A 24,836-nucleotide genomic window follows, 5' to 3' on the forward strand; every position below is an offset into this window, starting at 1 on the left:
GCCTTGTCGACCAATTTGTTCTTCGAAATCTCCGCGCGCCCGCAGGGCGAAGCCCGAGGACGCGCAAGGAAACGAACGGGGATTTCGGTCAGTTCTTGGCCTTGTCGACCAGCTTGTTCTTCGAAATCCACGGCATCATCGCGCGCAGCTTGGCGCCGACTTCCTCGATCTGATGGCTGTCATTGTTGCGGCGGATGCCCTTGAAGCGCGACATGCCGGCGCGATACTCCTGCATCCATTCCGAGGTGAACTTGCCGGTCTGGATATCCTTCAGCACGCGCTTCATCTCGGCCTTGGTCTCGGCGGTGATGATGCGCGGGCCCGAAACATATTCGCCCCATTCGGCGGTGTTCGAGATCGAGTAGTTCATGTTGGCGATGCCGCCTTCATAGATCAGGTCGACGATCAGCTTGACCTCGTGCAGGCACTCGAAATAGGCCATTTCCGGTGCGTAGCCGGCTTCCACAAGCGTCTCGAAGCCAGCGCGGATCAGCTCGACCAGACCGCCGCACAGCACCACCTGCTCGCCAAACAGGTCGGTCTCGCATTCCTCGCGGAAATTGGTCTCGATGATGCCCGAACGGCCGCCGCCGACGCCGCAGGCATAGGACAGAGCGAGATCAAGCGCGTTGCCCGAAGCGTCCTGGTTGACCGCGACCAGGCACGGCACGCCGCCGCCCTTCTGGTATTCGCCGCGCACCGTGTGGCCGGGCCCCTTCGGCGCGATCATGACGACGTCGACCGAGGCCTTCGGCTCGATCAGGCCAAAGTGCACGTTGAGGCCGTGGGCAAAGGCGATCGCCGCGCCATCGCGGATGTTCGGCGCGATTTCGGACTTGTAGATGTCGGCCTGCAGCTCGTCCGGCGTCGCCATCATCATCAGGTCGGCCCATTTGGCGGCGTCCGCCACGCTCATCACCTTGAGCCCGTCGGCCTCGACTTTTTGGGCCGTCGCCGAGCCGGCCTTGAGGCCGATGGCGATTTCCCCAACGCCAGAATCCTTGAGATTGAGCGCATGCGCCCGGCCCTGGCTGCCATAGCCGATGATGGCGACCTTCTTGCCCTTGATCAGGTTGAGATCGGCGTCGCGATCGTAATAGACACGCATTTTTCTTCCTTCCCGTTTTTGAATTCAGAGCATAATGCCGAAAAGTGTGAAGCGGTTTTCGGACGACATCATGCTCTATCTCTTACGATTCAGAGCCGGATTCAGATTTCAGGTCGACTTGACCTGAAATCATCCGGCTCTAGGGGCCTTGCGGCCCGGTTTTTGCTCCGTAAAGAGCGAGAAACTGCTGCGTCGCCCGGACGGCATCGCCGCCAATCGCCGCATCAGTCAATTTTAGCCGGTCGCCGAGCAGCAGGCGGATCTGCACGTCGCGGGCGACCAGCCCGAAAAAGGTGCGGAATGCCTCTTCGGCATCCGAGAACTCGAGAAGCCCGGCCTGCCGGCCGGCCTCCAGCACCGGCTTCAGGCGCCGGGCCAGCGCGAAGCGCCCGTTCTCCAGCACGATGGCGCCAAGATCGTCGTTCCCCGACCCGGCACGGCCAATGGCGACGCGGTTCAGCGCGATCGATGTGTCGCTCGAAATCACCTTGAGCCAGTCCGAAGCGAAACGTGCGAGGCTCACCGTCAGCGAAGCAAGGTTAAGCCCCTTGCCGTCGACCGGCACCACCCGCACCTTGGAGGCCTGCCATTGAACAATTGCCGTCAACAGCCCGTCGCGATCGCCGAACCATTTGTAGAGCGTTTCCTTGGAACAGCTTGCCCGCCGCGCCACCGCGGTCATGGTCAACTGATCGCCCTCCTCGACCAGCAGGCGAAGTGCGGCGTCGAGCACGGCTTTCTGCCGCTCGGTCAGCGCTTCGCTGGTGTCGATGTCGACGCTTGCCTGCAACAAACTCTTTTCCTGCTCGATAACGGCGGCGGCCAGGACCGTACCGTACGTTACGGTTCGGCATCTCTATGACGTATTGTCGGACCCGGGGCAAGCCCTATCTCCGCTTTTTGACACTTCCAGGCCGGAACGGCCACCGCTCGAAACGGCGACCGCTCGTACGGCTTATCGCGGAGAGAAAAATGCTCGTCGGCCTGCTTGCATTGACTGTTGCCGCCGCTTTCGCGGGCGCCGCCATCTATATCAGCGTTGCCGAGCAACCGGCGCGGCTTCGCCTCGACGACCGTGCACTGCTGCAGGAATGGCAGCCTTCCTACAAGCGCGGCGCCGCTATGCAGGCGTCGATTGCCGTCGTCGCCTGTGTTCTTGGTGTCGTTGCCTGGTGGCAGACCGGCAGTCTCGCCTATCTCACGGGGGCGGTGCTGATCATCCTGCCATGGCCATGGACGCTGATCGTAATGATGCCGACAAACCGGTTGCTGGAGGCGATGGACGCGGCCGCCGTCAATCTGCAAGCGAGGGCGCTGATCGTCAAATGGGGCAATCTGCATCTGGGTCGCGTCATGCTTGGCGTGCTGGCGGCACTGGCATTCCTCCGGGGAAGTGTCTGACGTCGCTGCAAGCGACCTTCAGCGCCAGCCGGACCACATCACTCCGGCATCGCCGGATGACGCAGCCGCCCGAGCAGAGCCGACAAGGTTTCCAGGTCATCATTGGAGAGCCTGGCGCCGACCAGCTCGGCAATCGATCGCCCGTAGACGGCCCACATCCGGCGGCGCGTCTCGCGCCCCTTCCGCGTAATGCGGACAGTCTGTCCGCGACCGTCATCGGCAACCCTGAGCTTCTCGACCAGCCCGTCCGCTTCGAGCCGCGCCAGCAGCCGCGAGACGTTGTACTGCGCAAACAGCGTGCGCTCGATCAGCTGGAACGGCCGCAAGCCGCCCTCGCCGGCTTCGGCAAGCTCATGCAGCACGTCGTACCAGGCAAGCGGCGGCAAGCCGGCGTCCTTCAGCGCGTCTTCGGCTCTTTCCAGCAGCTGGCGCGAAACGCGCATCAGGCGCGCCCAGGCTTTGATGGCCGCCGGCGAAGGATTCTCCGTCATGATGCAGCATAGGCGATAGATGCAATTGCATCAAGCTTGCCAGTGGATGCAAATGCATCTATATAGATGCAACTGCATTTATATCGGAAGGCCCTGTCATGAAGCATGAAACTTCGGAGATCGCCGACATCCCGGAGACGGGCGGCCTGGTGACCGACAAGCTCGTTCTCGTCAGCCACCACCTTTGTCCCTATGTGCAGCGCGCGGCGATCTCGCTCGCCGAAAAGGACGTGCCGTTCGAACGCCTCACCATCGATCTCGCCAACAAACCGGCCTGGTTCAAGGCGATATCGCCGCTCGGCAAGGTACCGCTGCTGCGTGTGCCGCAGAATGGCGAGGAAGCCGTGATCTTCGAATCGGCGGTCATCCTCGAATTTCTCGAGGAAACGCTGGCCAACCCACTGCATCCTGCCGACCCGCTGGCCCGCGCCCGGCATCGCGCCTGGATCGAGTTCGGCTCGGCCATCCTCAACGCCATTGGTCGGTTCTATTCCGCTCCGACCGAGGCCGCCTTCCTTGCCGAAAGCGAAGCTCTGTCGGCAATGTTCGATCGTCTCGAAGCGGAACTGGCGGCTGGCCGGGCTGGGCCATGGTTTGCTGGCGAGCGCTTTTCACTGGTCGATGCAGTCTATGGGCCAGTCTTCCGCTATTTCGACGCCTTCGATCGGATCGGCGCGTTCGGCATCCTGAGCGGAAAGCCGCGTGTCGAGGCCTGGCGAAAGCGATTGCACGAACGCAAGTCGGTGATGGACGCCGTCACCCCGGACTATCCACAGCGCCTTCATGCATTTCTGCAAGCGAAGGGTTCGCACCTTTCGAAACTCATCCGCCGCAACCAGGCGGCCACCGCGCTTCCTTGATACCGATCCGCCTGAACGGATCGACCACGGTTCCAGCCACCATCGAGGCAAGGATGTTTGGCGCCGGCGGGATTTTTGCCACCGACGCCACCAGCCTGTCGCGGACGAACGGCATCACGGTCGAATCCGACTGGTAGAACGGCGTCAGCATCAGCGACAGCGCCTGAAACACCCGGACATGCCATCGCCGCGCCTGGACATAGACCTCCAGCGCAGTATCGACACGATCCGTTCCTATGAGCGCATAGTTGAGCGCTGCCGCGTCGAGCAGCGCCATGTTCGCCCCTTGCCCGAGCTGCGGGCTGGTCGAATGCGCCGCGTCGCCGATGATCGCCCATCGCCGTCCGGCCGGCACCTTGAGCGTGTGATGGCCGTAACGCGCCAGCGAAAGCTGATCGAAACTGTCGATCTGGCGCGTGAACGCGTCGCATTCGGGCCACAGCCGAACCAGCCTCGCCTTCCAGGTGTCGAGGCCTGTCGCCCTGACCTGCTCTGCATCCGCCGGCTTCAGGCTCCAGAAGAATGCCGCCATCTTCTCGACGCCCGGTTCCGGCCTGCCGATCGGCAGCACGCCGATCATCACGCTCGCTCTGTCGTAGCGCTGCAGCAGCGCGTGCTCGTCGAAACCGTCGCCGCGCCAGCCGAGTGACGCCCAGAACGCGCCATAGGCGAGCGGCCGCGGCTCCCCCGAATTCCCTACGCGCTGCCGCAATTTGGAGCGCGAACCGCTGGCATCGACGACCAGATCGAACGGCCCTATCCTTCGCCCGTTGCCGCAGATCAGCGTTGCCCGTTCGCCGGTTTCCAGCGTCTCGAGCTCGACGCCGGTTTCGATGGCGATCGCCTGGCGCCGGACGGCGCGGAAAAGCACGCCGAACAAGGCCGCCCGGTGCACCGCCAACCCGAAACGACTGCGGCGCTGCGCAGCATAGCGGACGTCGAGCACGGTGCGGCCGGTTTTCGCGTCGGCGCCATGCAGGCGGTCGATGCGGCTGCCCAGCGCCAGGATGTCGTCGAGCACACCAAGATCGGCAAGCACCGTCAGCCCGGTCGGCTGCAGGATCAGCCCGGACCCGACCGGCTTTGGCTCGTCGAAGCGCTCGAAGATGGTGACCCGATGCCCGGCACGTTTCAGATAGAGCGCCGCGGCCAGTCCGGCCGGGCCGGCGCCGGCAATCGCGATGTCCAGAGAAATGCCCATTGCCGCCGAATCGTCTCGCCCAGGCCGGACCATCCTTCAGCGCTATCGGCAAATAAAGCCGTCGCTCTGGTATCTCCTGGTATCGATGCGTCAGGTCTCGGCAGCGTCGAAAGCGTTCCGCGCGGCGCGCACCGCGCCATGATTGAGCTCGGCCCATTGGAGCAGCTGATGCAGGGGCCCGAACATCGAGCGTCCGAGATCGGTCAGACTGTATTCGACGCTCGGCGGTTTGGTCGGGAAGACTTCGCGATGGACATAGCCGTCGCGCTGCAGATCGTGCAGCGTCTGGGTGAGCATGCGCTGTGAAATGTCGGGCACCAGCCGCCGCAATTCGCCGAACCGGTACGGCTTTTCGGCCAGCGCCATCATCAGCAGCGAACTCCATTTGTTGCTGATGCCCTGGATCACGTCGCGCACCGGACAGTCGGCAAGGTTGCCCCCGCCGCTGCACGCTTTGTAAATCTCGAGCTTCGACTTCAGACTGACGACCTTGCTGTCCATCGCTGGTTCCCTGCGCCTGCCTACCTCCCGCAAAACTGCCTTCTTTACGAGGGTCGGTCAATTCCTATTTTAGTGCTGGTCTCTTTTTGAGACTTATACAAGCACCCGCCGCTCCGGCGCAACGACAGGACTTCCCATGACCGATACCCTTCTCGTCACCGGCGCCTCCGGCCAGCTTGGCCGCGGCGTCGTCGATCATCTGCTGGACACGCTCAAGGTTCCGCCCGCACGCATCATCGCCGCCACCCGCAATCCGGAAAACCTCGCCGAGCTGACGGCGCGCGGCGTCATCATCAGGCAAGCCGATTTCGATGACACCGCGTCGCTTGTCGAAGCATTCAAGGGCGCCGACAGGATCCTGATCGTCTCGACCGGCGAGATCGACCTTGGGGGCAAGCGCCTCAAGCAGCACGAAAATGCCGTCGCAGCCGCGCGGCAGGCCGGCGTTTCGCATCTGCTCTACACCTCGATGCCCAATCCTGAGCCGGGATCGCCAGTGCTGTTTGCGGGCGATCACTACGGTACCGAGCAGGCGATCAAGGCGAGCGGCATCCCCTACACGATTTTTCGCAACGGCTGGTATCAGGAGAACCTGTTCATGTCGCTGCCGCACGCCATTGCCTCGGGACACTGGTATACATCCGCAGCTGACGGCCGCATCGCCCATGGCGCTCGCGACGACATGGCCGCGGCGATCGCTGCCGGTCTTGCCTCGGGCGCCACCGAAAGCACGACATACACGCTGACCGGTCCGCAGGCCCATACCGTCGCCGAGATCGCGGCCCTGGTGACCGACGTCACCGGCAAGCCGATCGAGGTCGTCCAGCTTTCGGACGAGGCGTTGACCGAGGGCCTGAAGGCTGCCGGCGTTCCCGAGGGCTTTGCCCCAATCGTCACGTCCTTCGACACCAACACGCGCTCCGGCCGCATCGACATGGTGACCGACGCGATCGAGACGCTTTCAGGCAGGAAGCCGCAATCGCTGAAGCAGTTTCTTGAAGCGAACAAGGCAGCGCTGGCCGGCTGAAGTCGGCCGTGGTCAGGGCATGTCGAGATTCAGGTCAGGCCGAGTCGAGAATGGTGGGTTCCGAGAACCGGAGCGGAGCGTACTTTCGGGTACGTGAGCACCGGAAGCGCAGGAACCCGCCGTTCGCAGGCCGGCCTCACCTGAATATCGGCATGCCCTAAATCGCCACCTGCGTTCCGATCTCGACCACACGTCCGGTCGGGATCTGGAAATACTCCGTCGCATCGGCTGCCGTGCGCGCCAGGCCGATGAACAGCTTGTCCTGCCACACCGGCATGCCGGAATTGGGTGACGCCTTGAGCGAGCGCCGCGACAGGAAGAAGGACGTCGTCATGATGTCGAACTTCCAGCCCTGCTTGCGGCAGATCGCCAGCGCACGCGGGATGTTGGGCTGTTCCATGTAGCCGAAGGTCAGTGTCACCCGCATGAACAGATCGTTGATCGTTTCCATCTTGACCCGGTCGCTGTCGGGCACGACAGGCTGCTGCGCCGTCACCACCGAGAGGATGACGTTCTGTTCGTGCAGCACCTTGTAGTGCTTCAGGCTGTGCATCAGCGCGGTCGGCGCGCTGACCGGATCGCTGGTCAGGAACACGGCCGTGCCGGACACCAGCTGTGGCTTCTTCTTCAACAAATTGGCGGCAAGGAAATCGAGCGGAATCTCGTTCCTGCGCGTCTTGTCGAACAGATAGCGGCTGCCGCGTATCCAGGTCCCCATGATCAGCCCCATGATGCAGGCCACGGCGATTGAAACCCATCCGCCGTCCATGAATTTCACGATGTTTGCCAAGAAGAAGCCGGTGTCTATCGTGCCAAACAGCAGCGCCAACGCCGCAGCGAGAGCGGTCTGCCATTTCCATTGCCACCGCATCACCACGAACAGCAAGATCGTCGTCATCAGCATCTCGCCTGTCACCGAAATTCCATAGGCGGAAGCCAGCGAACTCGAGCTGCCAAAGCCGACGACCAGCAGCATCACGCCGAGCGCGAGAATGAGGTTCACGCGTGGCATGTAAATCTGGCCAAGCTGCATCTCGGAAGTATGCTGAACTTCGATTCTGGGCAGAAGATTGAGCTGCACCGCTTGCCGGGTCAGCGAAAACGCCCCGGAGATAACGGCTTGACTGGCGATGACAGTCGCTGCTGTTGCGAGCCCGACCATCGGTATCAGTGCCCAATCCGGCAGCATCTGGAAGAACGGATTGTCGGGCACGCCGCCATGGGCAAGAACGAAAGCGCCTTGCCCAAAATAGCTGAGCAGCAGGCAGGGAAAGACGATCCAGAACCAGGCCAGCACGATTGGACGGCGACCGAAATGTCCGAGATCGACGTAAAGCGCTTCGGCACCGGTAACCGCCAGAAAAACCGCGCCGACGGTGAGAAACGCGCCCGCTTTGGCCTCGGCAAGGTAGGCGACGGCATAGTAGGGGTTGATTGCCAAAAGCACCGACGGATCGTCGCTAATGTGCACCAATCCGGCAATGCCGATCGCCAGAAACCAGAGCGCCGTCACCGGCCCGAAAACCGTGGCCACCCTGCCGGTCCCGAAACGCTGCACGGCAAACAGGACGGCAAGAATCACCAATGTAATGGGAACCACATATGGATCGAACGCCGGGGTCACGACGCTCAGCCCTTCCACCGCTGAAAGCACCGAAATGGCCGGCGTTATGATCGCGTCGCCGAAAAACAGTGCGGCTCCGCATAGACCGATGACAAGAATGATGCCGGAGCCAGCCGGATAGGCTTTCCGGGCCAGCGCCATAAGCGACAGGGTACCGCCCTCACCCTTGTTATCCGCCCGAAGCACGAAGGCGACATACTTTATGGTCACGATAATCGTCAGTGCCCAGACGATCAGCGACAGAATGCCCAGAACGGCACTGCGCGGATCGGTGCCCGACGAAGCATGCAATGCTTCGCGAAGCGCATAAATAGGGCTGGTGCCGATATCGCCATAGACCACGCCGAGAGCGCCCAGCATCAGGACCTTGGTGCTGTGCTTTTCGACCTCAGGATGGCTGGATTGTTCGACTGGTTCTGCCTCACTACCACTGTTGGTAAGGGCCATGGACGACACTCCGATAAGCGCGCGGTGCTCTACGCTTGCTGCGATGCAATATCAAGTGCCCCAACGTGATGGCTGCCATGTCCGCAAAGCGAGGCTTCCATCTCTACCACCCACAAGCCTTCAGAAATCTTTTGACCGTACCGGCCATGCCATACTCCAACGCATCGGCTGTCAACCCATGTCCGATCGACACTTCGGCCAATGTCGGGATGCGTTTTGCCAATGCCGGCAGGTTGTTCACCACCAGATCGTGGCCGGCATTGACCTGAAGCCCGGCGGCAAGTGCTGCATCCGCGGTTTTTCCCACTCTTTCCAGCTCATTCGCCGCTTTTGCCGAATCGGAATGAAAGCTGCCATATGGACCCGTGTAGAGCTCGATCCGGTCGGCGCCGGTGTCGCGCGCGGCGTTCATGCCTGACGGATCCGGGTCGGAAAACAACGACACGCGAACGCCCCCTTTCTTCAGCCGTTTGACGATCGGTGTCAGGAACGCCGCCTCGGCGGCAAAGTTCCAGCCATGGTCGGAGGTGGCCTGGGCAGGGTCGTCGGGCACCAGCGTCACCTGCTCCGGCTGGTGCTTTTCCACAAGCGCCAGGAAATCCTCGCTCGGATAGCCCTCGATGTTGAACTCTGCCTTGGGGAATTCGTCGTCGATCAGCGCTCTGATCTGCGGCAGGTCGGAATGCCTGGTGTGCCGCTCGTCGGGCCGCGGATGCACGGTCAGGCCATGCGCGCCCGCGGCCAGCGCCAGGCGCCCGAGCCCGATGAGGCTTGGCCACGGCAGGTCGCGCCGGTTGCGCAGCATGGCGATGGCATTGAGATTGATGGAGAGTTTTGCAGGCATGGCTTCTCGGGTCCGGACATAATCGCGGCCATCTATACCGCCTTTGGCGGGAACAGACAGGGGGTTTCCGGTGTTCCAGAGGGACGTATAATATCCAGCAAGAGGAAGACCCGTGAATTATCTTGAAGACGTGCCGGCGGTTCGCCGCATCGACACCGACCGCGACGACCTGTTCGCCATCGACGTCGTCGGCCGTGTCACGGCGGCCGATGCGGAAAACCTGTTCGGATTGCTGGAGGCGGCCTACGCGCTGCATCCGAAAATAGACGTGCTGGTGCGCCTGATCGACCATGAAGGCGTCGATTGGGCCGATGTGTCGGACGAAACGCTTGAACAGGGCACGGCCCATGCCGTGGAGCATGTCGGCCGCTGCGCTGCGCTCGGCGAGCCGAACTGGGTACCCAACGCACAGAGCGTGCTGCCTGCTTCCTCGCCTGTCGAGCTCAGGCATTTCGAGGCAAAGGACGAAGCATCCGCCTGGGAATGGCTCGGCGCCAGACCGCTGGCCCCACGCTGACGCAGGTCGACCCCGTGCCAGTCCCAGATTCCTGGTCCATGGGGCAACTCGACCGGCCTATCTGACAATCGTCAGCCGTTCCGACGCGCGCGTGATTGCCGTGTAGAGCCAGCGCTGGCGGGTTTCCTTGAACGCCCAGCCTTCGTCGAAAAGCACGATCTCGTTCCACTGCGAGCCTTGCGCCTTGTGCACGGTCAGCGCGTAGCCATAGTCGAAATCGTCGAAGCGTTTTTTCTGCTGCCAGGGAATGTCGGCGTCCGGGTCCTCGAACGCCGCCTTGAGCAGCTTGATCTTGGCGACGCCGCGGTCGGGATCGTCCTCCTCCGGTGAGACCAGCAGATTGATGCCGGGTTTCACCGTCTCGCGCGACGAGGTCATCACCTTCCACAGCGAGCCGTTGAGCAGTCCCTTGGCTGGGTCGTTGCGCAGGCAGACGAGCTTGTCGCCGGCCTGCGGATAGTCGGCATTGAACCCCTTCAGCTCGCGCAGCCGCTGATTATAGCGACGCCGCGTCCTGTTGGTGCCGACCAGCACCTGGTCCGCCTTCAGCACCAGTTCCTGGGTGACATCCTCCTTGCCGATCACCTGCGCCGCGCCATAGTCGCCGCGCATGAACTCGCGGCCCTCGCGCACGTCGAGCGCCAGCCGGATGATCGGGTTGTCGCGTGCCTGCCGGTGGATCTCGGTGAGCAGAATATCCGGCTCATGCTCGGTGAAGAAGCCGCCGCCCGAGATCGGCGGCAACTGGCCGGGATCGCCGAGAACCAGGATCGGCGTGCCGAAACTCAAGAGGTCGCGGCCAAGCTGCTCGTCTACCATCGAACATTCGTCGATGACGACGAGCTTGGCCCGCGAGATCGGGCTTTGCCGGTTGAGCGAAAAGGTCGGCGACATCGAAGTCTTGCCGGTCACCTCGTCCGCCACCGATTCCTCGCCCTTCGGCCGGTAGATCAGCGAATGAATGGTGCGGGCATTGACCGCGCCCTTGGAACGCAGCACCTGCGCCGCCTTGCCGGTGAAGGCGGCGAACTGCACCTGGCCGTCGACATGCTCGGCGAAATAGCGCGCCAGCGTCGTCTTGCCGGTGCCGGCGTAGCCGAACAGCCGGAACAGCTGCGGCTTTCCGGTCTTGAGCCAGGTGGCGACCGCCTTCAGCGCATCGTCCTGTTGAGGAGAGAATTCCATCAGCGCGAGAGACCGGATTCGCGAGGGAAAGACAAGGCGCAACGATATCGGCGGCGGACCGCACCGCTTCCAATGGCGCAAGTCAGGCAGAAGACGGAACCTAAAGAGAACGAAGTCGAGCCGCCACGACCTTGTGGTGAAAACCTGACGCTTAGTACCCGATACAGACTTCGGTTTTAGGTGGAAAGCGGAAGCTGGCCGACAGAGCGGCGAAAGTCTGCTTGGTGCTGCCACGAGCTGCCCTTAATCCGAAGGTAGCTCGTGACGTTTCATCATGCCCTCTCCGCGATTTTGGGGTAGATTGAAGACCTTAGCGTTCTGGTCGCCACGAACCCGGGAGAGGGCCATGGACATTGGCGCGTGGCTGCGCGATCTGGGGCTGGGACAGTACGAACAGGCGTTCCGCGAGAACGACATCGATGGCGGCGTCCTAGCCGACCTCACCGCCGATGATCTGAGCGGACTTGGCGTCGTCTCGATCGGCCACCGCCGCAAGTTGCTCGCCGCCATCGCCGCCGTGCGCGCGGGCTCGCCTCCAGCCATGTCCCCATCCATCCAGCCACAGAGCACGATCTCCGGGACAGTGGCCCTGCCGTCCCCTGAGGCGGAGCGGCGCCAACTTAGTGTGATGTTCGTCGACCTCGTCGGCTCCACGGCGCTCGCCGCGCACCTGGACCCCGAGGACATGCGCGAGGTGATCGGGACCTACCACCGCCGCATTGCCGAGACGGTTGGTCGCTTCGGCGGCTTCGTCGCGAAGTACATGGGCGATGGAGTCCTGGTCTATTTCGGCTGGCCCCAGGCCGACGAGGCCGATGCCGAGCGCGCAGTACGCGCCGCCTTGGCCACGCTGGAAGCGGTTGGCCAGATTGCGCCCGCCGATGAGCGGTTGTCCGCACGCGTCGGCATCGCCAGTGGCCTCGCCGTCGTGGGCGACCTGCTGGGGGCCGGGGCCGCACAGGAGCAGGCTGTAATCGGCGAGACCCCGAACGTTGCCGCGCGGCTACAATCCCTTGCTGATCCTGGATGCGCAGTGATCGACGCAGAAACACGGCGGCGCATCGGCGGCCTGTTCGAGTGCCGCGAGCTTGGTTCGGTTCACCTCAAAGGGCTAACCGGCCCTGTCCGCACCTGGCAGGTGCTTGGCGAGGCCATGGTTCAGAGCCGCTTCGACGCGATGCATCCGGCCGCCCTCACGCCGCTGGTCGGGCGCGATGACGAGCTCGATCTGCTGCTGCGCCGCTGGCGGCAGGCGAAGGGCGGCGAAGGGCAGGTCGTGCTCATCGCCGGCGAGCCCGGCATCGGCAAGTCCCGCCTGATCGCTGCGCTTGAGGAGCACGTAGCTGGAAAGGTGCATCTCAAACTCAAGTACTTCTGCTCGCCCCATCACCGTGAGAGCGCCCTCCAACCGATCATCGCACGCTGGAAGAACGAGGTAGGCTTCGTGGACGGCGAGCCTGCGGAGGCTCGGCTCGTCAAGCTGGAAACCCTGCTACACCCACTCGCCGCCTCGCATGAGCTGGCGCTCATTGCCGAGATGCTCGGCGTGCCGGGTGGCGAGCGGTACCCGCCACTGGCTCTCAGCCCGGAGCGCAAGAAGGAGCAGACCTTCGGGGCACTGCTTCACATCCTCGATGAACGGGCCCGCCGATCCCCCGTGCTGATGCTGTTCGAGGACGTGCATTGGGCCGATCCAAGCTCGCTGGAGCTGTTGGACAGGTTGATCATGCGCTTGGCCTCGCTGCCAGTGCTGGTGGTCATCTCCTTCCGGCCGGAGTTTGAGGCGCCCTGGGTCGGTCTGGCGGGCGTGACCTTGATGGCGCTGAGCCGTCTCAGTCCGCGTCAAGCCGCGACGCTCGCCTCTCAGGTGGTCGTGGGCCAAGCATTACCGGCCGGAATGCTGGATCGGATCGTGGCGCAGACCGACGGTGTGCCCCTGTTCATCGAGGAATTGACCAAAGCCGTGCTGGAGAGTGCCAGCCAGCCCGATGCTGCTGTCTCGGCGCTTCCGATCCCGAGCACTTTGCAGGCTTCACTGACCGCTCGGCTGGATCGGCTGCCGGCCGCCAAGCAGGTGGCGCAGATCGGCGCGGCACTCGGCCGGGAGTTCAACCATGAGCTGCTGGCCGCCGTGGCGGGACTACCCGAGACAGCGTTGGCGCAGGGACTGGACGAGCTCGTCAATTCTGGTCTCGCGTTCCGGCGCGGCACGCCGCCCGAGGCGACCTACACGTTCAAGCACGCGCTCGTGCAGGACACCGCCTACGTGAGCCTCCTGCGTGGCACACGCCAGAAGTTGCACGCCCGGATCGCCCAGGTACTGGAAGAGCGCTGGCCGGAGGTGGTCGAAACCCAACCTGAGCTGCTGGCCCATCACTTTACCCAGGCGGAACTGACCGAGCGGGCTGCGGACTACTGGCAGCGGGCCGGGGAACGCACCTTCCGGCGCTCGGCCGTTGCGGAAGCCATCGGCCATCTCACCCGGAGCATTGACCTCGTGCGGACCTTGCCCGAGAGCCGCGCCCGGGCAGAGCGCGAACTTCATCTTCAGACTATGCTTGGTCAGGCGTGCATTGCCCGGTACGGCCACGCAGCACCTGAGACCGCCTCCGCTTTCGCCCGGGCGCAGGAGTTGGTAGAGGCCGTAGGCGACGCATCACAACAGTTTCCTGTGCTGTATGGGTTCTGGGCTGTCCAATTCGTACGCATGGCGCTTCCCGAGCAGCAGAAGCTGGCCAGGCAAATTCTCGCCTTGGCCGAGCTGCACCCAGACCCGGAGCGGCTGTGCTTGGCGCACCGAATGTGCGGCGCGACAGATGAGGTGGGGGGCGAGCTGCTCGCCGCCCGCGAGCACCTCGAGTGTGCCGTTGCGCTGTACGACCCGGAACGGCATGGTTCGACGGCCTTTGTTTTTGGCCAGGACCTTGGCGTGTCCGCGCTCGCCCACCTGACCTGGGTGCTGTGGCTGCTGGGCTACCCGGATCAGGCATCCCGCCGACAAGCCGAGGGATTGGCCGTAGCCCACCGGGTCGGCCATAAGAACACCCTCGGGTTTGCCCTGATGTACAGCGCGTTGGTGGGGGCTTTCGGCCGCGACGACAGCGCGGCCGCGGGGCATGCGGCGGCGTTGCTGGAGCTGGCCCGGGAACACAAGTTGGATCTATGGGCCGCCAGCGCGACGGTGGTCCAGGGCTGGGCCATGGCTCGTCACGGTCAGGAGGCCGCCGGGATAGAAGCGATCCAGCGCGGGCTTGCGGATTGGGGGAAGAGCGGCGCGGCGTGGATGCGTCCGTTCTTCCTGGGCCTGCTGGCCGAGGCTTGTGCCCTCTCGGGGGACATGCAACGGGGGCTCGGTGCACTGGATGAGGCTCTGGCAGTGGTCGAGGGGACAGGGGAGCGTTGGCCGGAGGCCGAACTGTATTGCTTGCGCGGGCAGCTTCTGGCAGCCCTACCGGACGGAAGACCAGATGAGGCGAGCGCCGCATTTGAGCACGCGATCGAAATCGCCCGGCGTCAATCCGCGAAGTCCTGGGAGTTGCGTGCGGCCACCGGTCTTGCCCGGCTGTGGCGCGACCAAGGCAAGCCTGCCGATGCCCACACCCTGCTCGTGCCCGTGAATGAGTGGTTCTCCGAGGGCTTCGAGACCCCCGACCTGAGAGAAGCCAAGGCGTTTCTCGACACCCTGAGGTGACTCAAGTCAGCTCGATGTCACTAGGGGTGGAGGCAATATGACTAAATGCCCGCATCGGGCTCAAACCTGTTAAGAGGGGTCGAAACCGGAATTTCGGCTCCGGTGTCAAGCGTCAGATTTTCACCACGTGGATGGAATCTAACACTTGATGCCCACGTTTGACGGCGGCGATGATTTTGTCGGGGTCGGCGGTCCAAGTGAACGGTTTGGGTTGCTGATTGTGTTCTGCGAGGTAGCGGTTGATGGCAGCCCGGAGGTCGACGACAGAGTGGAAGACGCCGCGCTTGAGGCGCCGCTTCCGGTGAAGGATATTCCTGTGCGCATGCGCCAGACTCGCATGCGCTTTCGCCAAAGGGAATCCAAGCCGGACTCTTATGTTAGGCCGATACCACTAGCCGGTCGGGCCGCCACGACCTTCGGTCGGGCTGGGATCGTTCTCGAGCAGGATCGGCTTGCCGTGCGGCGTTGCATGCGCGGCGCGTTCCCAGGCGGCAGCGAGCGCATCGACGTCGCTTTTGCCGGCAACGCCTTTTGCCGACAGCAAATTTTCCAGCACCGCCAGCCAGTGCTCGTAATAATCGTGGCCATCTCTTGCGGCACCAGGCTGCTTGACCTCGGCGGACAAGGCGTCCGCCCATTCGCTCCAGGAGAACAGGCCGTTATCGTGCAGCGCGACCGTCATGGCGAAGGCTTCCGCCTGCCATGGCTCGGCGAATACCGGCGCCTCGACGCCGGCCGGCAGCGTGGCGGTGGCTGACTTCGCCTCACGCCGGTTCAAGATAGCTCTCCCAGGCATCGATCGACACGGTCAGCGTCGGGTCGGCGCCCTCGCCCCAGATCTCGGCGCCGTCGAAAACCACCGTATAGACCCATTGCGGGTTTTCGCCCTGGCCGTGCGCATTCGTATCAGGGAAGACAAAACCGTCGCGCACCGCCTCGACGGCGCCTTGCTTGCCGCGGGCGTAGCGCGGCAGCCTTGTGTGGCCGGTCGGATGGAAATTCTTCGTGCGCACCAGATCGCCTGCCTTGAACCGGGCCGGCGTGGCGATCGGCCGGTCGCATGGGCCGCCCTTGGCCAACACCGCCGGCACGTTTTCGGCCTTCAGCACCCGCTTTGGCGTCGCGGCAGGGTCGACCGCCTTGCCCGCGGCCAGATCGCGGTCACTGACAAAACCATGCCGCTTCAGCAAGGTTTCGAGCGCCTTGACCCAGATCTCATAATAGCTCGAGCCATAATAGTCGGCGGGATGCAGCAATTCCCGCGCATGCCGGCTCTCGTCGATGGTCCAGGCGCCCATGGCGCCCGCGCACAAGGTCACGCCAAGCGCCCGCCTTTCCCAGTCGGCATGGAAACAGGGTTCGTCCTTTTCGGGCGCGACCGGCCCGAACCCCATCTGCCCGCCAAGATCCTGCGGCCCGTTCATGCCGGCTCCCGCGCCAGTCCGGTGCCGATCATCGCGTCGCGCGTCACCAAATCCGCCAGCCGCTCCTCGCTCCAGCTGTCGGTGCCCTTCGGCCGCATCGGCACGACCAGATAACGCAGCTCGGCGGTCGAATCCCACACCCGGATCTTTGTCGTTGCCGGCAAGGTCAGCCCGAATTCCTCGAGCACGCCGCGCGGATCGATTACCGCGCGCGAACGATAGGGCGGCGCCTTGTACCAGACCGGCGGCAGGCCGAGCACCGACCACGGGTAGCAGGAGCACAGCGTGCAGACGACGAGGTTGTGCGTGTCCGCGGTATTGAACACGGCCTGCATGTGCTCGCCCTGCCGGCCGGTGTAGCCGAGCGAACCGATCGCCGCCGTCGCGTCGCGTTTCAGCAAAACGGCAAAGTCCGGCTCGACCCACGCCTTCGCCACCACCTTGGCGCCGTTGCGCGGGCCGATTTTTGTCTCATAGGTGTCGACGATCACGTCGATCGCGGCTGGATCGATCAGCCCTTTCTGGGTGAGGATCGTCTCCAGCGCGCGCACCCGGGCGGCAAAAGGATCAAGCTCGTTGTCGTGATTATGATCGTGGGACATGGCCGCAAATTACGGCTGCATGCGTTCCACCGCAAGCGCCACGGCTTGGGCCAGCCCGTCGGCTTCTATTCGGCCGCCGCCTTGTGCGGCTCGCCCTGCAACACTTCTCCGTTTTCGAACAACGACGGCTGGTCGACGGCTTCGACCGGTGGCTGCTCGTCCCGGCGCTTCGGCCACAGCCCGACAAGCCAGCCCGAAAAATGCTCCATGTAGACATAGATGACCGGCGTGACGAACAGCGTCAGCGCTTGCGAAGCAACGAGGCCGCCGACCACCGCCACGCCGAGCGGCTGGCGCAATTCGGCGCTGGCGCCGGTGCCGAGCGCGATCGGGATCGTGCCCATCAATGCCGCCAGCGTCGTCATCATGATCGGCCGGAAACGCATCAGGCAGGCCTTGTGAATGGACTCGAGCGGCAACATCCCCTCGCGCCTGAGTTCGAGCGCGACGTCGATCATCATGATGCCGTTCTTCTTGACGATGCCGATCAGCATCAGGATACCGATGACCGCAATCACCGACAGGTCCATCCCCGCAAGCCGCAGTGCAACAAGCGCGCCGAGCACCGCCGACGGCAGTCCAGTCAGGATGGTGAGCGGATGGATAAAACTCTCGTAGAGGATGCCGAGGACGATATAGATGGTCAGGATCGCGCCGGCGATCAGCAGGCCCTGGTTCGCAAGCGAATCCTGAAAAGTTTTCGCCGTGCCCGAAAAAGTGGTCGAGATCGTCGCCGGCATGCCGATCTTCTCCTTCAGCGCATCGATGCGGCTCACGCTGTCGCCGAGCGCGACGCCCTGCGGCAGGTTGTAGGAAATGGTCACCGCCGGAAGCTGGCCGAGCTGATTGACGGTCAAGGCGCCGGCGGTCCGATCGACGCGGGCAAAGGCGCCGAGCGGCACCAGGCTGCCGCTGGCCGTCCTTACCTTGATCGCCAGCATCCTTTCTGGCGACCACTCGATCCTCGGGTCGAGCTCCATGATCACCTCGTAGCTGTCGGCCGAACCGAAGATAGTCGAGACCTGCTCGGTGCCGAAACCGCCATAGAGGCTGGAGCGCAACGTATCGGTGTCGACGCCGAGCGTCGCCGCCTTGTCGCGGTCGACCACCAGCGACGCCTGCAGGGCGTTGTTCTGCAAGTCATTGGTGACGTCGGTGAAGGCGCTACGGTCGGCGGCCATCACGTCGGTGAGCTTCTGCGCCCAGTTGTCCGCCGCGCCGATGTCGAGGCCCTGCACGACGAGTTGATAGGCGCTGGCCGAAGCGCGCGCACCGAGCCGCAGGTTCTGCACCGGCTGCATGAAGGTCTCGATGCCGGGGACATTGGCCAGCTGCCGCCGCAGATCCGAGAGCACCTTGTCGATATCGGGGCGCTGGTCCTTGTCCTTCAATTGCACATAGAGCCGGCCCTGGTTGAGTGCGTTGTCGCCGCTGCCCACCGACCACCCAACATGCGAGACATAGGGTGAATGGTAAAGACATCAGCCACTTGCCCCTGCAGCTTCACCATGGCGTCGAACGAGATGTCCTGGCGCGCGGTGGTCGTCACCGAAATCTGGCCGATATCCTCCTGCGGAAAGAAGCCCTTCGGCGAGGTCTGGATCAGCCAGGCCGACAGTGCGGCCGTCCCAATGAAGACGAGAAGAACCAGGAACCTGTGCCGCAGGCAAACTGTCAGCAGCCAGTCATAACCCCGCATGAAGAAATTGTGCCTGTGACCTTCGCCCTGCGCTGCTTCGCGCTCAGCCCTCGAAACCGACAAGAGCCGCGAGCACAGCATCGGCGTCAGCGTCAGCGACACGAACATCGAGGCTAGGATGGCGACCGTCACCACCACCGCGAATTCGTTGAAGATGCGCCCGATCACGCCGCCCATCAAAAGCACGGGGATGAACACCGCGACCAGCGAGATCGAGATCGAAATAATGGTGAAGCCGATTTCGCGCGCACCCTTGAGTGCCGCGTCGAAGGCCGAGAGTCCCTCCTCCTCCATGTGGCGAAAAATGTTCTCCAGCATGACGATCGCGTCGTCGACGACAAGGCCGACCGCCAGCGTCAGCCCCATCAGCGAGATGTTGTCGATGGAAAAGCCGAACAGGAACATGGCGCCGAGCGTGGCGATCAGCGAGATCGGCACCGCCACCGCCGGGATGATCGTCGCCGTTACCCGGCGCAGGAACAGGAAGATCACCATCACCACCAGCGCGATGGTGAGCAGCAGCGTGAACTGCACGTCGTCGACCGCCTCGCGGATCGACGTCGAGCGGTCGTTGAGCAACCGGATGCTGGCCGCCGCCGGCATCTGATCCTGGAAGGACGGCAGCATCGCCTTGACCCGGTCGACAACGTCGACGGTGTTGGCATCGGGCTGACGCTGCACCGCCATGATGATCGCGCGGGTGCCGTCGTACCAGCTTGCCGTCGTCGTGGTCTCGACCGAATCGATGACGCGGGTCACCTCGCCGAGCCGCACCGGACGGCCGTTCCTGGTGGCAATGATGATGTTGGAAAATCCCGCCGCGTTGTTCAACTGCGTGTTGGCGGTGATCGTCAGCTGCTGCTTGTCGTTCTGCAGCACGCCGAGTGGCGTGTTGCTGTTGGCCGAGGCGATCGCCGTCTGCAGCTGGTCGATCGAGATACCGCGTGCAGCGAGCGCCGTCGGATCGATCTGGACGCGCACCGCGTATTTCTGCTGGCCGAAGATCGAGACCTGCGCCACGCCTTCGATCGTCGACAGCGACGGCGAGATCACATTCTCGGCAAAGGCATCGAGATCGGTCAGCGGAACCGTGTCGCTGACCAGCGACATCAGCAGGATCGGCGCATCGGCCGGATTGACCTTGCGATAGCTCGGCGGGCTGGTCATCTCGGGCGGCAATTGCCGCTGCGTTCGCGCGATCGCCGCCTGCACGTCGGCCGCGGCCGCATCGATATCGCGGTTGAGCACGAACTGGATGGCGATCGAGGTCGAGCCGAGCGCGTTGGTGGTCGAGATCGAATCGATGCCGGCGATGGTGGTGAACTGCTTGATCAGCGGCGTTGCCACCGAGGTCGCCATGGTTTCCGGCGAGGCGCCGGGCAGCGAGGCCGAGACATTGACCACCGGAAACTCGGCGCTCGGCAGAGCGGCCACCGGCAGGAACTTGTAAGCGAACAGCCCGCCCAGCACGAGCGCAAACGACATGAGCAGGGTGGCGACAGGTCTGCGGATGCAGAATTCGGAGATCATGGCCGCGTCCCGCCCGCCTTGCCAGCCTCGGCAACCCTGGGAGGCGCCCGATCAACGGCATCGCCTTCGCGGACCGGCGCGCCGTCCTTCAGCTTTGCCTGGCCCTCGACGACGACATTTTCGCCGCTTTTCAGCCCCTCGCCGATGGCGCTGTTGTCGCCTTCGGTCAGTGCGATCTGCACGGGCCGCACCTCCACCGTGTTGTCGGGCTTGATCACATAGACGAACGGCCCCTTCTGGCTTGGCTGGACCGCAACCGTGGGAACCGAGGTCATTTGCGGCATGATGCCGGCATCGAGCACGACATTGACATACTGGCCCGGCCACAGCGAAAGATCGGGGTTGGGCACGCTGGCCCGCGCTGCGATCGTGCCGGAGGCGGTGTCGACGCTGGAATCGACGAAATCGAGGGTCCCCTTGCCAATCGGTGTCGGGTCGCCGTCCCTGGTCAGCGTGACTGCGCCTTGCCCTGGCGCCGCCAGCGCCTTGTGCAAAAGGGCAAGATCGCTTTCCGGAAGATTGAAGTTCACCCGCAGCGGGTCCATCTGGGTGATGGTCACCAGCGGGGTCGACGTGCTGCTGCCGCTGTTGGTGGTGACGAGATCGCCGATAGCGACGTTGACCGAACCCAGCCTGCCGGAAATCGGCGCCGTGATCGTGGCAAAGCCGAGTTGGACCTCGTCCGCTTCGATCGTCGCCCTGTCGGCATCGACCGTGGCCGCAGCGGACTTCTGCGCGGCGATCGCCTGGTCATAGGTCTGCTGCGTGCCGGCCTGCCTGGCGACAAGAGCCTTGGCACGCTCAAGATCGGCCGTCGCACTGGCAAGCAGCGCCTGGTCCTTGGCGAGCGTCGCCTGGTCACGAGCCAGTTGCGCCTTCAGCGCGCGGTCGTCCAGCGAGAACAGAAGGTCGCCGGCCTTCACCATCTGCCCGTCCTTGACAGCGATCGATGTGATCTGGCTCGAGGTCCGCGCATTCACGCTGACCACGGCGGGCGAGGATACAAAGCCGATGGCGTAGCGCCGGATCGGGAAGTCGGCCGTCGAAGCGGTGGCGGCAACCACCGCGGTCGCACGTGCGGCATTCGCGGCGGCCGCCGGTTTGTCAGGCGCCGCCTGACCCGCTGACAGCATCTGCCGGAACTTGTCCGTTGCCGCGGGCGAAAGATAGAGCCCAGCCGTGACAAGGCAGACGACCGCAAGCATCGCAAGCACGATCTTTCCACGCATCGTCAAAGACCTTCCATCCGACACGCCGTGGTTCGGTGGTCATGTCTGGTATAACTCGCAGCCGCCTCGTGCTGCGGTTTCACCAAATAGATAGAGGGCGCCGAGGGCAAAAAAGGGCCAAAACCCGGGATTACGAAGATTTAATGTGCAGTGCACAATAAAGCGGCAGCTACCGCAGCATCGGCCACAGTGTCGCTGCCAGCAGCACGCCCATGGCGATGTTGAACCATTTCAGCCGCACCGGGTCCGAGAGAAAACCGCGCAGCGCCGTGCCGAAACCTGCCCACACCGAAACGCTCGGCAGGTTGACGACGGTGAAGGCTATCGAAACCAGCGCCACCGACAGAAACGGATGCTCCGGAACGGCATAGACGGCCATGGCGGTGATCGCCATCACCCACGCCTTGGGATTGACCCACTGGAACGCTGCCGCATCGATGAAGCGCATCGGTCGCGCCTTGGTCTCGCCCTTGCTGCTGAGCGAACGCGACATGGCGATCTTCCAGGCGAGATAGAGCAGATAAGCACCGCCAGCGATCCTCAATGCGGTGTCGAGAACCGGAAACGCGATCAGAACCGCGCCAAGACCGAAGCCGACGGCAAGCAACAGCACGAGGAAGCCGATGCTGATGCCCAGCATGTGCGGAATGGTTTTGGCAAAACCGAAATTCACGCCGGAAGCCAGAAGCATGAAGTTGTTCGGGCCCGGCGTGATCGAAGTCACGAAGGCATAGACCAGCAGGGCAAGGAAGGCATCGATGGTCATTGGCTTCTCCCAGGCAGGTCAGCAATATTGTCCTTTTACCTCAGACGCACAAAGGCCACCTCTCGGCGGCAGCCGGGCCAGAAGGTCAGGATCAAGCAGAATAAATACAGGCGGTGCCAGAGCACTGGGCCCAAAGCGCCGGATGATCACATCCCCTGCGGGCCGCGATTCATCGCCGCCACGCCGGTGCGGCAGATTTCGACCAGGCCGAGCGGTTTCATGATGGCGATGAACTGGTCGATCTTGGAGCCTTTGCCGGTGATCTCGAAGATGAAATGCTCGGTGTTGGCGTCGATGACGCTGGCGCGGAAGGCATCGGCCAGCCTCAGCGCCTCGACGCGGCCCTCGCCGGTGCCGGCCACTTTCACCAGCGCGAGTTCCCGCTCCAGCGGCCGTTCCTGGCCGAGTTCGTGCGAGCGCACGGTGAGGTCGACGACACGGTGCACCGGCACGATGCGCTCGAGCTGGTGCTTGATCTGCTCCAGCACATGCGGCGTGCCGCGCGTCACGATGGTGATGCGCGACAGATGCTTCTCGTGCTCGGTTTCGGAAACGGTCAGGCTCTCGATATTGTAGCCGCGTCCGGAAAACAGGCCGATGACCCGGGCAAGCACGCCCGGCTCATTGTCGACCAGCACGGAAAGCGTGTGGATCTCCGGTCTTTCCGTCTCCTTGGCGATGAAGTAGGCGGAACCGGTGGGTTGAAGGTGCTGTGCGTTCATGACATGAATCTCGATTTCAAACTTTGAGCTGTTTTTCTGTTTCCACACGGCTTCCGACAGCCCTGCCTCGGCTCGGACGACAGGGGTTACACCAGTTCCCTGCCCTTGGCGTCGATGGCATTGGCCACCGCCTCGTCGGTCGCCTCGTCCGGCAGCAGCATCTCGTTATGCGCCTTGCCCGACGGGATCATCGGGAAGCAGTTGGCAAGCGTGGCGACCCGACAGTCGAAGATCACCGGCTTCTTCACCGAGATCATCTCCTTGATGGCGTCGTCCAGTTCGTCCGGCTTCTCGCAGCGGATGCCATGGCCGCCATAGGCTTCGGCGAGCTTGACGAAATCCGGCATCGCTTCGGTGTAGGAATGCGACAGCCGGTTGCCGTGCAGAAGCTGCTGCCACTGCCGCACCATGCCCATGTACTGATTGTTGAGGATGAAGATCTTGATCGGCGCCTCGTGCTGCACCGCGGCGCTCATCTCCTGCATCGTCATCTGCACCGAGGCGTCACCGGCAATGTCGATGACCAGCGCATCCGGGTGCGCAATCTGCACGCCGAGCGCCGCCGGCAGGCCGTAGCCCATCGTGCCGAGCCCGCCGGAGGTCATCCAGCGGTTCGGCTTCTCGAAATGATAGTGCTGCGCCGCCCACATCTGGTGCTGGCCGACCTCGGTGGTGATGTAGGTGTCCATGTCCTTGGTCAGCGCATAGAGCCGTTGGACGGCATATTGCGGCATGATAACGTCGTGGTTCATCTTGTAGGCAAGCGAATCCCGCGCCCGCCATTTCGCGATCTGCTCCCACCACGGGTGCAGCGCCTTCTTGTCGGCCCTGGCGGTGGCCCGCCACAGCCGCACCAGATCCTCCAGAACCCGGCCGACATCGCCGATAATGGGCACATCGGTGTGGACGTTCTTGTTGATCGACGACGGATCGATGTCGATATGGATCTTTTTCGAATTCGGCGAGAACGCGCTGAGCCGGCCGGTGATGCGGTCGTCGAAGCGCGCGCCGATGCAGACCATGACGTCGCAATCATGCATCGCCATGTTTGCTTCATAGGTGCCGTGCATGCCGAGCATGCCCATCCAGTTCTTGCCCGAAGCCGGATAGGCGCCAAGGCCCATCAGCGTCGAGGTTATCGGGAAGCCGGTCAGGTCGACCAGTTCGCGCAGCAAATGGCTGGCTTCCGGGCCGGAATTGATGACACCGCCGCCGGTATAGAGGATCGGCCTTTTCGCGTTGGCCATCAGCTCGACCGCCGCCTTGATCTTATCCAGGTCGCCCTGGACCTTGGGCTGATAGCTCGTGCGCGGCGCCGTCTGCGGCGGCACATAGGTGCCCTTGGCGAACTGCACGTCCTTCGGGATATCGACGACGACCGGACCGGGGCGTCCTGTTGTCGCGACGTGAAAGGCCTCATGGATGATCGCCGCGAGCTCGTTGACATCCTTCACCAGCCAATTGTGCTTGGTGCAGGGCCGCGTGATGCCGATCGTGTCGCACTCCTGGAACGCATCCGAGCCGATCAGCGAGGTCGGCACCTGACCGGTCAGGCAGACCAGCGGGATCGAATCCATCAGCGCATCCTGCAGCGGCGTGACCGCGTTGGTGGCGCCCGGCCCCGATGTCACCAGCATGACGCCGGCCTTGCCGGTCGACCGCGCATAGCCCTCCGCCGCATGACCGGCACCCTGCTCGTGACGGACGAGGATGTGCTCGACCTCGTCCTGTTGGAAGATTTCATCATAGATCGGGAGAACTGCGCCGCCCGGATAGCCGAAGACATGCTTGACGCCGTTGTCCTTCAGCGCCTGCACCACCATTTCGGCTCCGGTCATTTCGCGCCGTTCGTTCTGTCCACTGCTCATCGGTCTGGTCCCGTATTGTCCGCCATCGGGCGATTGCTGGTCGTTTAGTCGTGTTTCGGGCAATAAAAAAGGCCCCCGAGGGAGCCTGTGTCTTGCGCA

At 63.4% G+C, this 24,836-nt stretch carries 20 protein-coding genes and 2 pseudogenes; 5 read left to right on the forward strand and 17 right to left on the reverse strand.

Features of this window, described 5'->3' with window-relative positions:
* Positions 1–88 precede the first annotated feature (88 nt).
* Both ilvC and AC0L2M_RS05125 read right to left on the reverse strand, forming a co-directional pair.
* A complete protein-coding gene (gene ilvC / locus AC0L2M_RS05120; protein ID WP_023798824.1) occupies positions 89–1,108 on the reverse strand; it encodes a ketol-acid reductoisomerase in 1,020 nt (339 codons plus the stop codon).
* A gap of 139 nt (positions 1,109–1,247) precedes the next feature.
* On the reverse strand, positions 1,248–1,901 hold the full coding sequence (locus AC0L2M_RS05125; protein ID WP_023798822.1) for a TetR/AcrR family transcriptional regulator: 654 nt from the start codon (positions 1,899–1,901) through the stop codon (positions 1,248–1,250).
* Between the two features lie 179 nt (positions 1,902–2,080).
* Between AC0L2M_RS05125 and AC0L2M_RS05130 the strand changes: the two genes are divergently transcribed.
* A complete protein-coding gene (locus AC0L2M_RS05130) occupies positions 2,081–2,509 on the forward strand; it encodes an anthrone oxygenase family protein (protein ID WP_023798821.1) in 429 nt (142 codons plus the stop codon).
* 38 nt (positions 2,510–2,547) lie between these two features.
* Here the strand turns inward: AC0L2M_RS05130 and AC0L2M_RS05135 are convergent, their stop codons facing one another.
* Positions 2,548–3,000 carry a MarR family winged helix-turn-helix transcriptional regulator gene (locus AC0L2M_RS05135; RefSeq protein ID WP_023798820.1) on the reverse strand — a complete coding sequence of 151 codons (453 nt, stop codon included), beginning with the start codon at positions 2,998–3,000 and terminating at the stop codon, positions 2,548–2,550.
* Positions 3,001–3,098: 98 nt separating this feature from the next.
* On the opposite strand from AC0L2M_RS05135, the gene AC0L2M_RS05140 reads away from it, so the two are divergent.
* The gene (locus tag AC0L2M_RS05140) at positions 3,099–3,860 is read left to right on the forward strand and encodes a glutathione S-transferase family protein (RefSeq protein WP_084833688.1); all 762 of its coding nucleotides are present in this window, start codon (positions 3,099–3,101) and stop codon (positions 3,858–3,860) included.
* Here the strand turns inward: AC0L2M_RS05140 and AC0L2M_RS05145 are convergent.
* Together AC0L2M_RS05145 and AC0L2M_RS05150 are read right to left on the reverse strand one after the other, a co-directional pair.
* Positions 3,823–5,094 carry an FAD-dependent oxidoreductase gene (locus tag AC0L2M_RS05145; RefSeq protein WP_023798818.1) on the reverse strand — a complete coding sequence of 424 codons (1,272 nt, stop codon included), beginning with the start codon at positions 5,092–5,094 and terminating at the stop codon, positions 3,823–3,825. The genes AC0L2M_RS05140 and AC0L2M_RS05145 overlap by 38 nt on opposite strands.
* A gap of 57 nt (positions 5,095–5,151) precedes the next feature.
* On the reverse strand, positions 5,152–5,562 hold the full coding sequence (locus AC0L2M_RS05150; RefSeq protein WP_023798817.1) for a winged helix-turn-helix transcriptional regulator: 411 nt from the start codon (positions 5,560–5,562) through the stop codon (positions 5,152–5,154).
* Between the two features lie 136 nt (positions 5,563–5,698).
* Here AC0L2M_RS05150 and AC0L2M_RS05155 point away from each other — a divergent pair, with 136 nt between their 5' ends.
* The gene (locus AC0L2M_RS05155) at positions 5,699–6,589 is read left to right on the forward strand and encodes an SDR family oxidoreductase (protein WP_473534242.1); all 891 of its coding nucleotides are present in this window, start codon (positions 5,699–5,701) and stop codon (positions 6,587–6,589) included.
* Between the two features lie 157 nt (positions 6,590–6,746).
* Here the strand turns inward: AC0L2M_RS05155 and AC0L2M_RS05160 are convergent, their stop codons facing one another.
* Together AC0L2M_RS05160 and AC0L2M_RS05165 are read right to left on the reverse strand one after the other, a co-directional pair.
* The gene (locus tag AC0L2M_RS05160) at positions 6,747–8,660 is read right to left on the reverse strand and encodes a potassium transporter Kup (RefSeq protein ID WP_236386182.1); all 1,914 of its coding nucleotides are present in this window, start codon (positions 8,658–8,660) and stop codon (positions 6,747–6,749) included.
* A gap of 103 nt (positions 8,661–8,763) precedes the next feature.
* Complete coding sequence (locus AC0L2M_RS05165; RefSeq protein ID WP_473534243.1) at positions 8,764–9,504, reverse strand: pyridoxine 5'-phosphate synthase; 741 nt, start codon at positions 9,502–9,504, stop codon at positions 8,764–8,766.
* Positions 9,505–9,616: 112 nt separating this feature from the next.
* On the opposite strand from AC0L2M_RS05165, the gene AC0L2M_RS05170 reads away from it, so the two are divergent.
* Entirely contained in the window at positions 9,617–10,021 is a 405-nt protein-coding gene (locus AC0L2M_RS05170; RefSeq protein WP_473534244.1) for a SpoIIAA family protein, read from the forward strand.
* Between the two features lie 57 nt (positions 10,022–10,078).
* Here AC0L2M_RS05170 and AC0L2M_RS05175 read toward each other — a convergent pair whose 3' ends face one another.
* The gene (locus tag AC0L2M_RS05175) at positions 10,079–11,206 is read right to left on the reverse strand and encodes an ATP-dependent DNA helicase (protein WP_473534245.1); all 1,128 of its coding nucleotides are present in this window, start codon (positions 11,204–11,206) and stop codon (positions 10,079–10,081) included.
* Positions 11,207–11,552: 346 nt separating this feature from the next.
* Between AC0L2M_RS05175 and AC0L2M_RS05180 the strand changes: the two genes are divergently transcribed.
* The gene (locus tag AC0L2M_RS05180; protein ID WP_473534246.1) at positions 11,553–14,897 is read left to right on the forward strand and encodes an adenylate/guanylate cyclase domain-containing protein; all 3,345 of its coding nucleotides are present in this window, start codon (positions 11,553–11,555) and stop codon (positions 14,895–14,897) included.
* 112 nt (positions 14,898–15,009) lie between these two features.
* Here the strand turns inward: AC0L2M_RS05180 and AC0L2M_RS05185 are convergent.
* The 9 genes and pseudogenes from AC0L2M_RS05185 to AC0L2M_RS05225 all read right to left on the reverse strand — a co-directional run.
* Positions 15,010–15,195 (reverse strand): annotated as a pseudogene (locus tag AC0L2M_RS05185) (IS630 family transposase); the annotation flags it as partial.
* A 93-nt stretch (positions 15,196–15,288) separates the two neighbouring features.
* Complete coding sequence (locus AC0L2M_RS05190) at positions 15,289–15,693, reverse strand: nitrile hydratase accessory protein (RefSeq protein WP_473534247.1); 405 nt, start codon at positions 15,691–15,693, stop codon at positions 15,289–15,291.
* Positions 15,662–16,321, reverse strand: a complete 660-nt coding sequence (nthB, locus tag AC0L2M_RS05195) for a nitrile hydratase subunit beta (RefSeq protein WP_473534248.1) — start codon at positions 16,319–16,321, stop codon at positions 15,662–15,664. Before nthB ends, AC0L2M_RS05190 begins: the two co-directional genes overlap by 32 nt.
* Positions 16,318–16,923 (reverse strand): nitrile hydratase subunit alpha, encoded by a 606-nt coding sequence (gene nthA, locus AC0L2M_RS05200; RefSeq protein ID WP_473534249.1) that lies wholly within the window; start codon positions 16,921–16,923, stop codon positions 16,318–16,320. The genes nthB and nthA overlap by 4 nt, the downstream gene beginning before the upstream one ends.
* A 65-nt stretch (positions 16,924–16,988) precedes the next feature.
* Positions 16,989–20,152 (reverse strand): annotated as a pseudogene (locus tag AC0L2M_RS05205) (efflux RND transporter permease subunit).
* Entirely contained in the window at positions 20,149–21,381 is a 1,233-nt protein-coding gene (locus AC0L2M_RS05210) for an efflux RND transporter periplasmic adaptor subunit (RefSeq protein ID WP_473534250.1), read from the reverse strand. Before AC0L2M_RS05210 ends, AC0L2M_RS05205 begins: the two are co-directional and overlap by 4 nt.
* A gap of 169 nt (positions 21,382–21,550) precedes the next feature.
* Positions 21,551–22,147, reverse strand: a complete 597-nt coding sequence (locus AC0L2M_RS05215; RefSeq protein ID WP_473534251.1) for a LysE family translocator — start codon at positions 22,145–22,147, stop codon at positions 21,551–21,553.
* A 146-nt stretch (positions 22,148–22,293) separates the two neighbouring features.
* Positions 22,294–22,869, reverse strand: a complete 576-nt coding sequence (ilvN, locus tag AC0L2M_RS05220; RefSeq protein WP_091594244.1) for an acetolactate synthase small subunit — start codon at positions 22,867–22,869, stop codon at positions 22,294–22,296.
* Between the two features lie 86 nt (positions 22,870–22,955).
* On the reverse strand, positions 22,956–24,737 hold the full coding sequence (locus AC0L2M_RS05225) for an acetolactate synthase 3 large subunit (RefSeq protein WP_287290879.1): 1,782 nt from the start codon (positions 24,735–24,737) through the stop codon (positions 22,956–22,958).
* Positions 24,738–24,836 lie beyond the last annotated feature (99 nt).

Source organism: Mesorhizobium sp. WSM4806 (assembly GCF_055811635.1).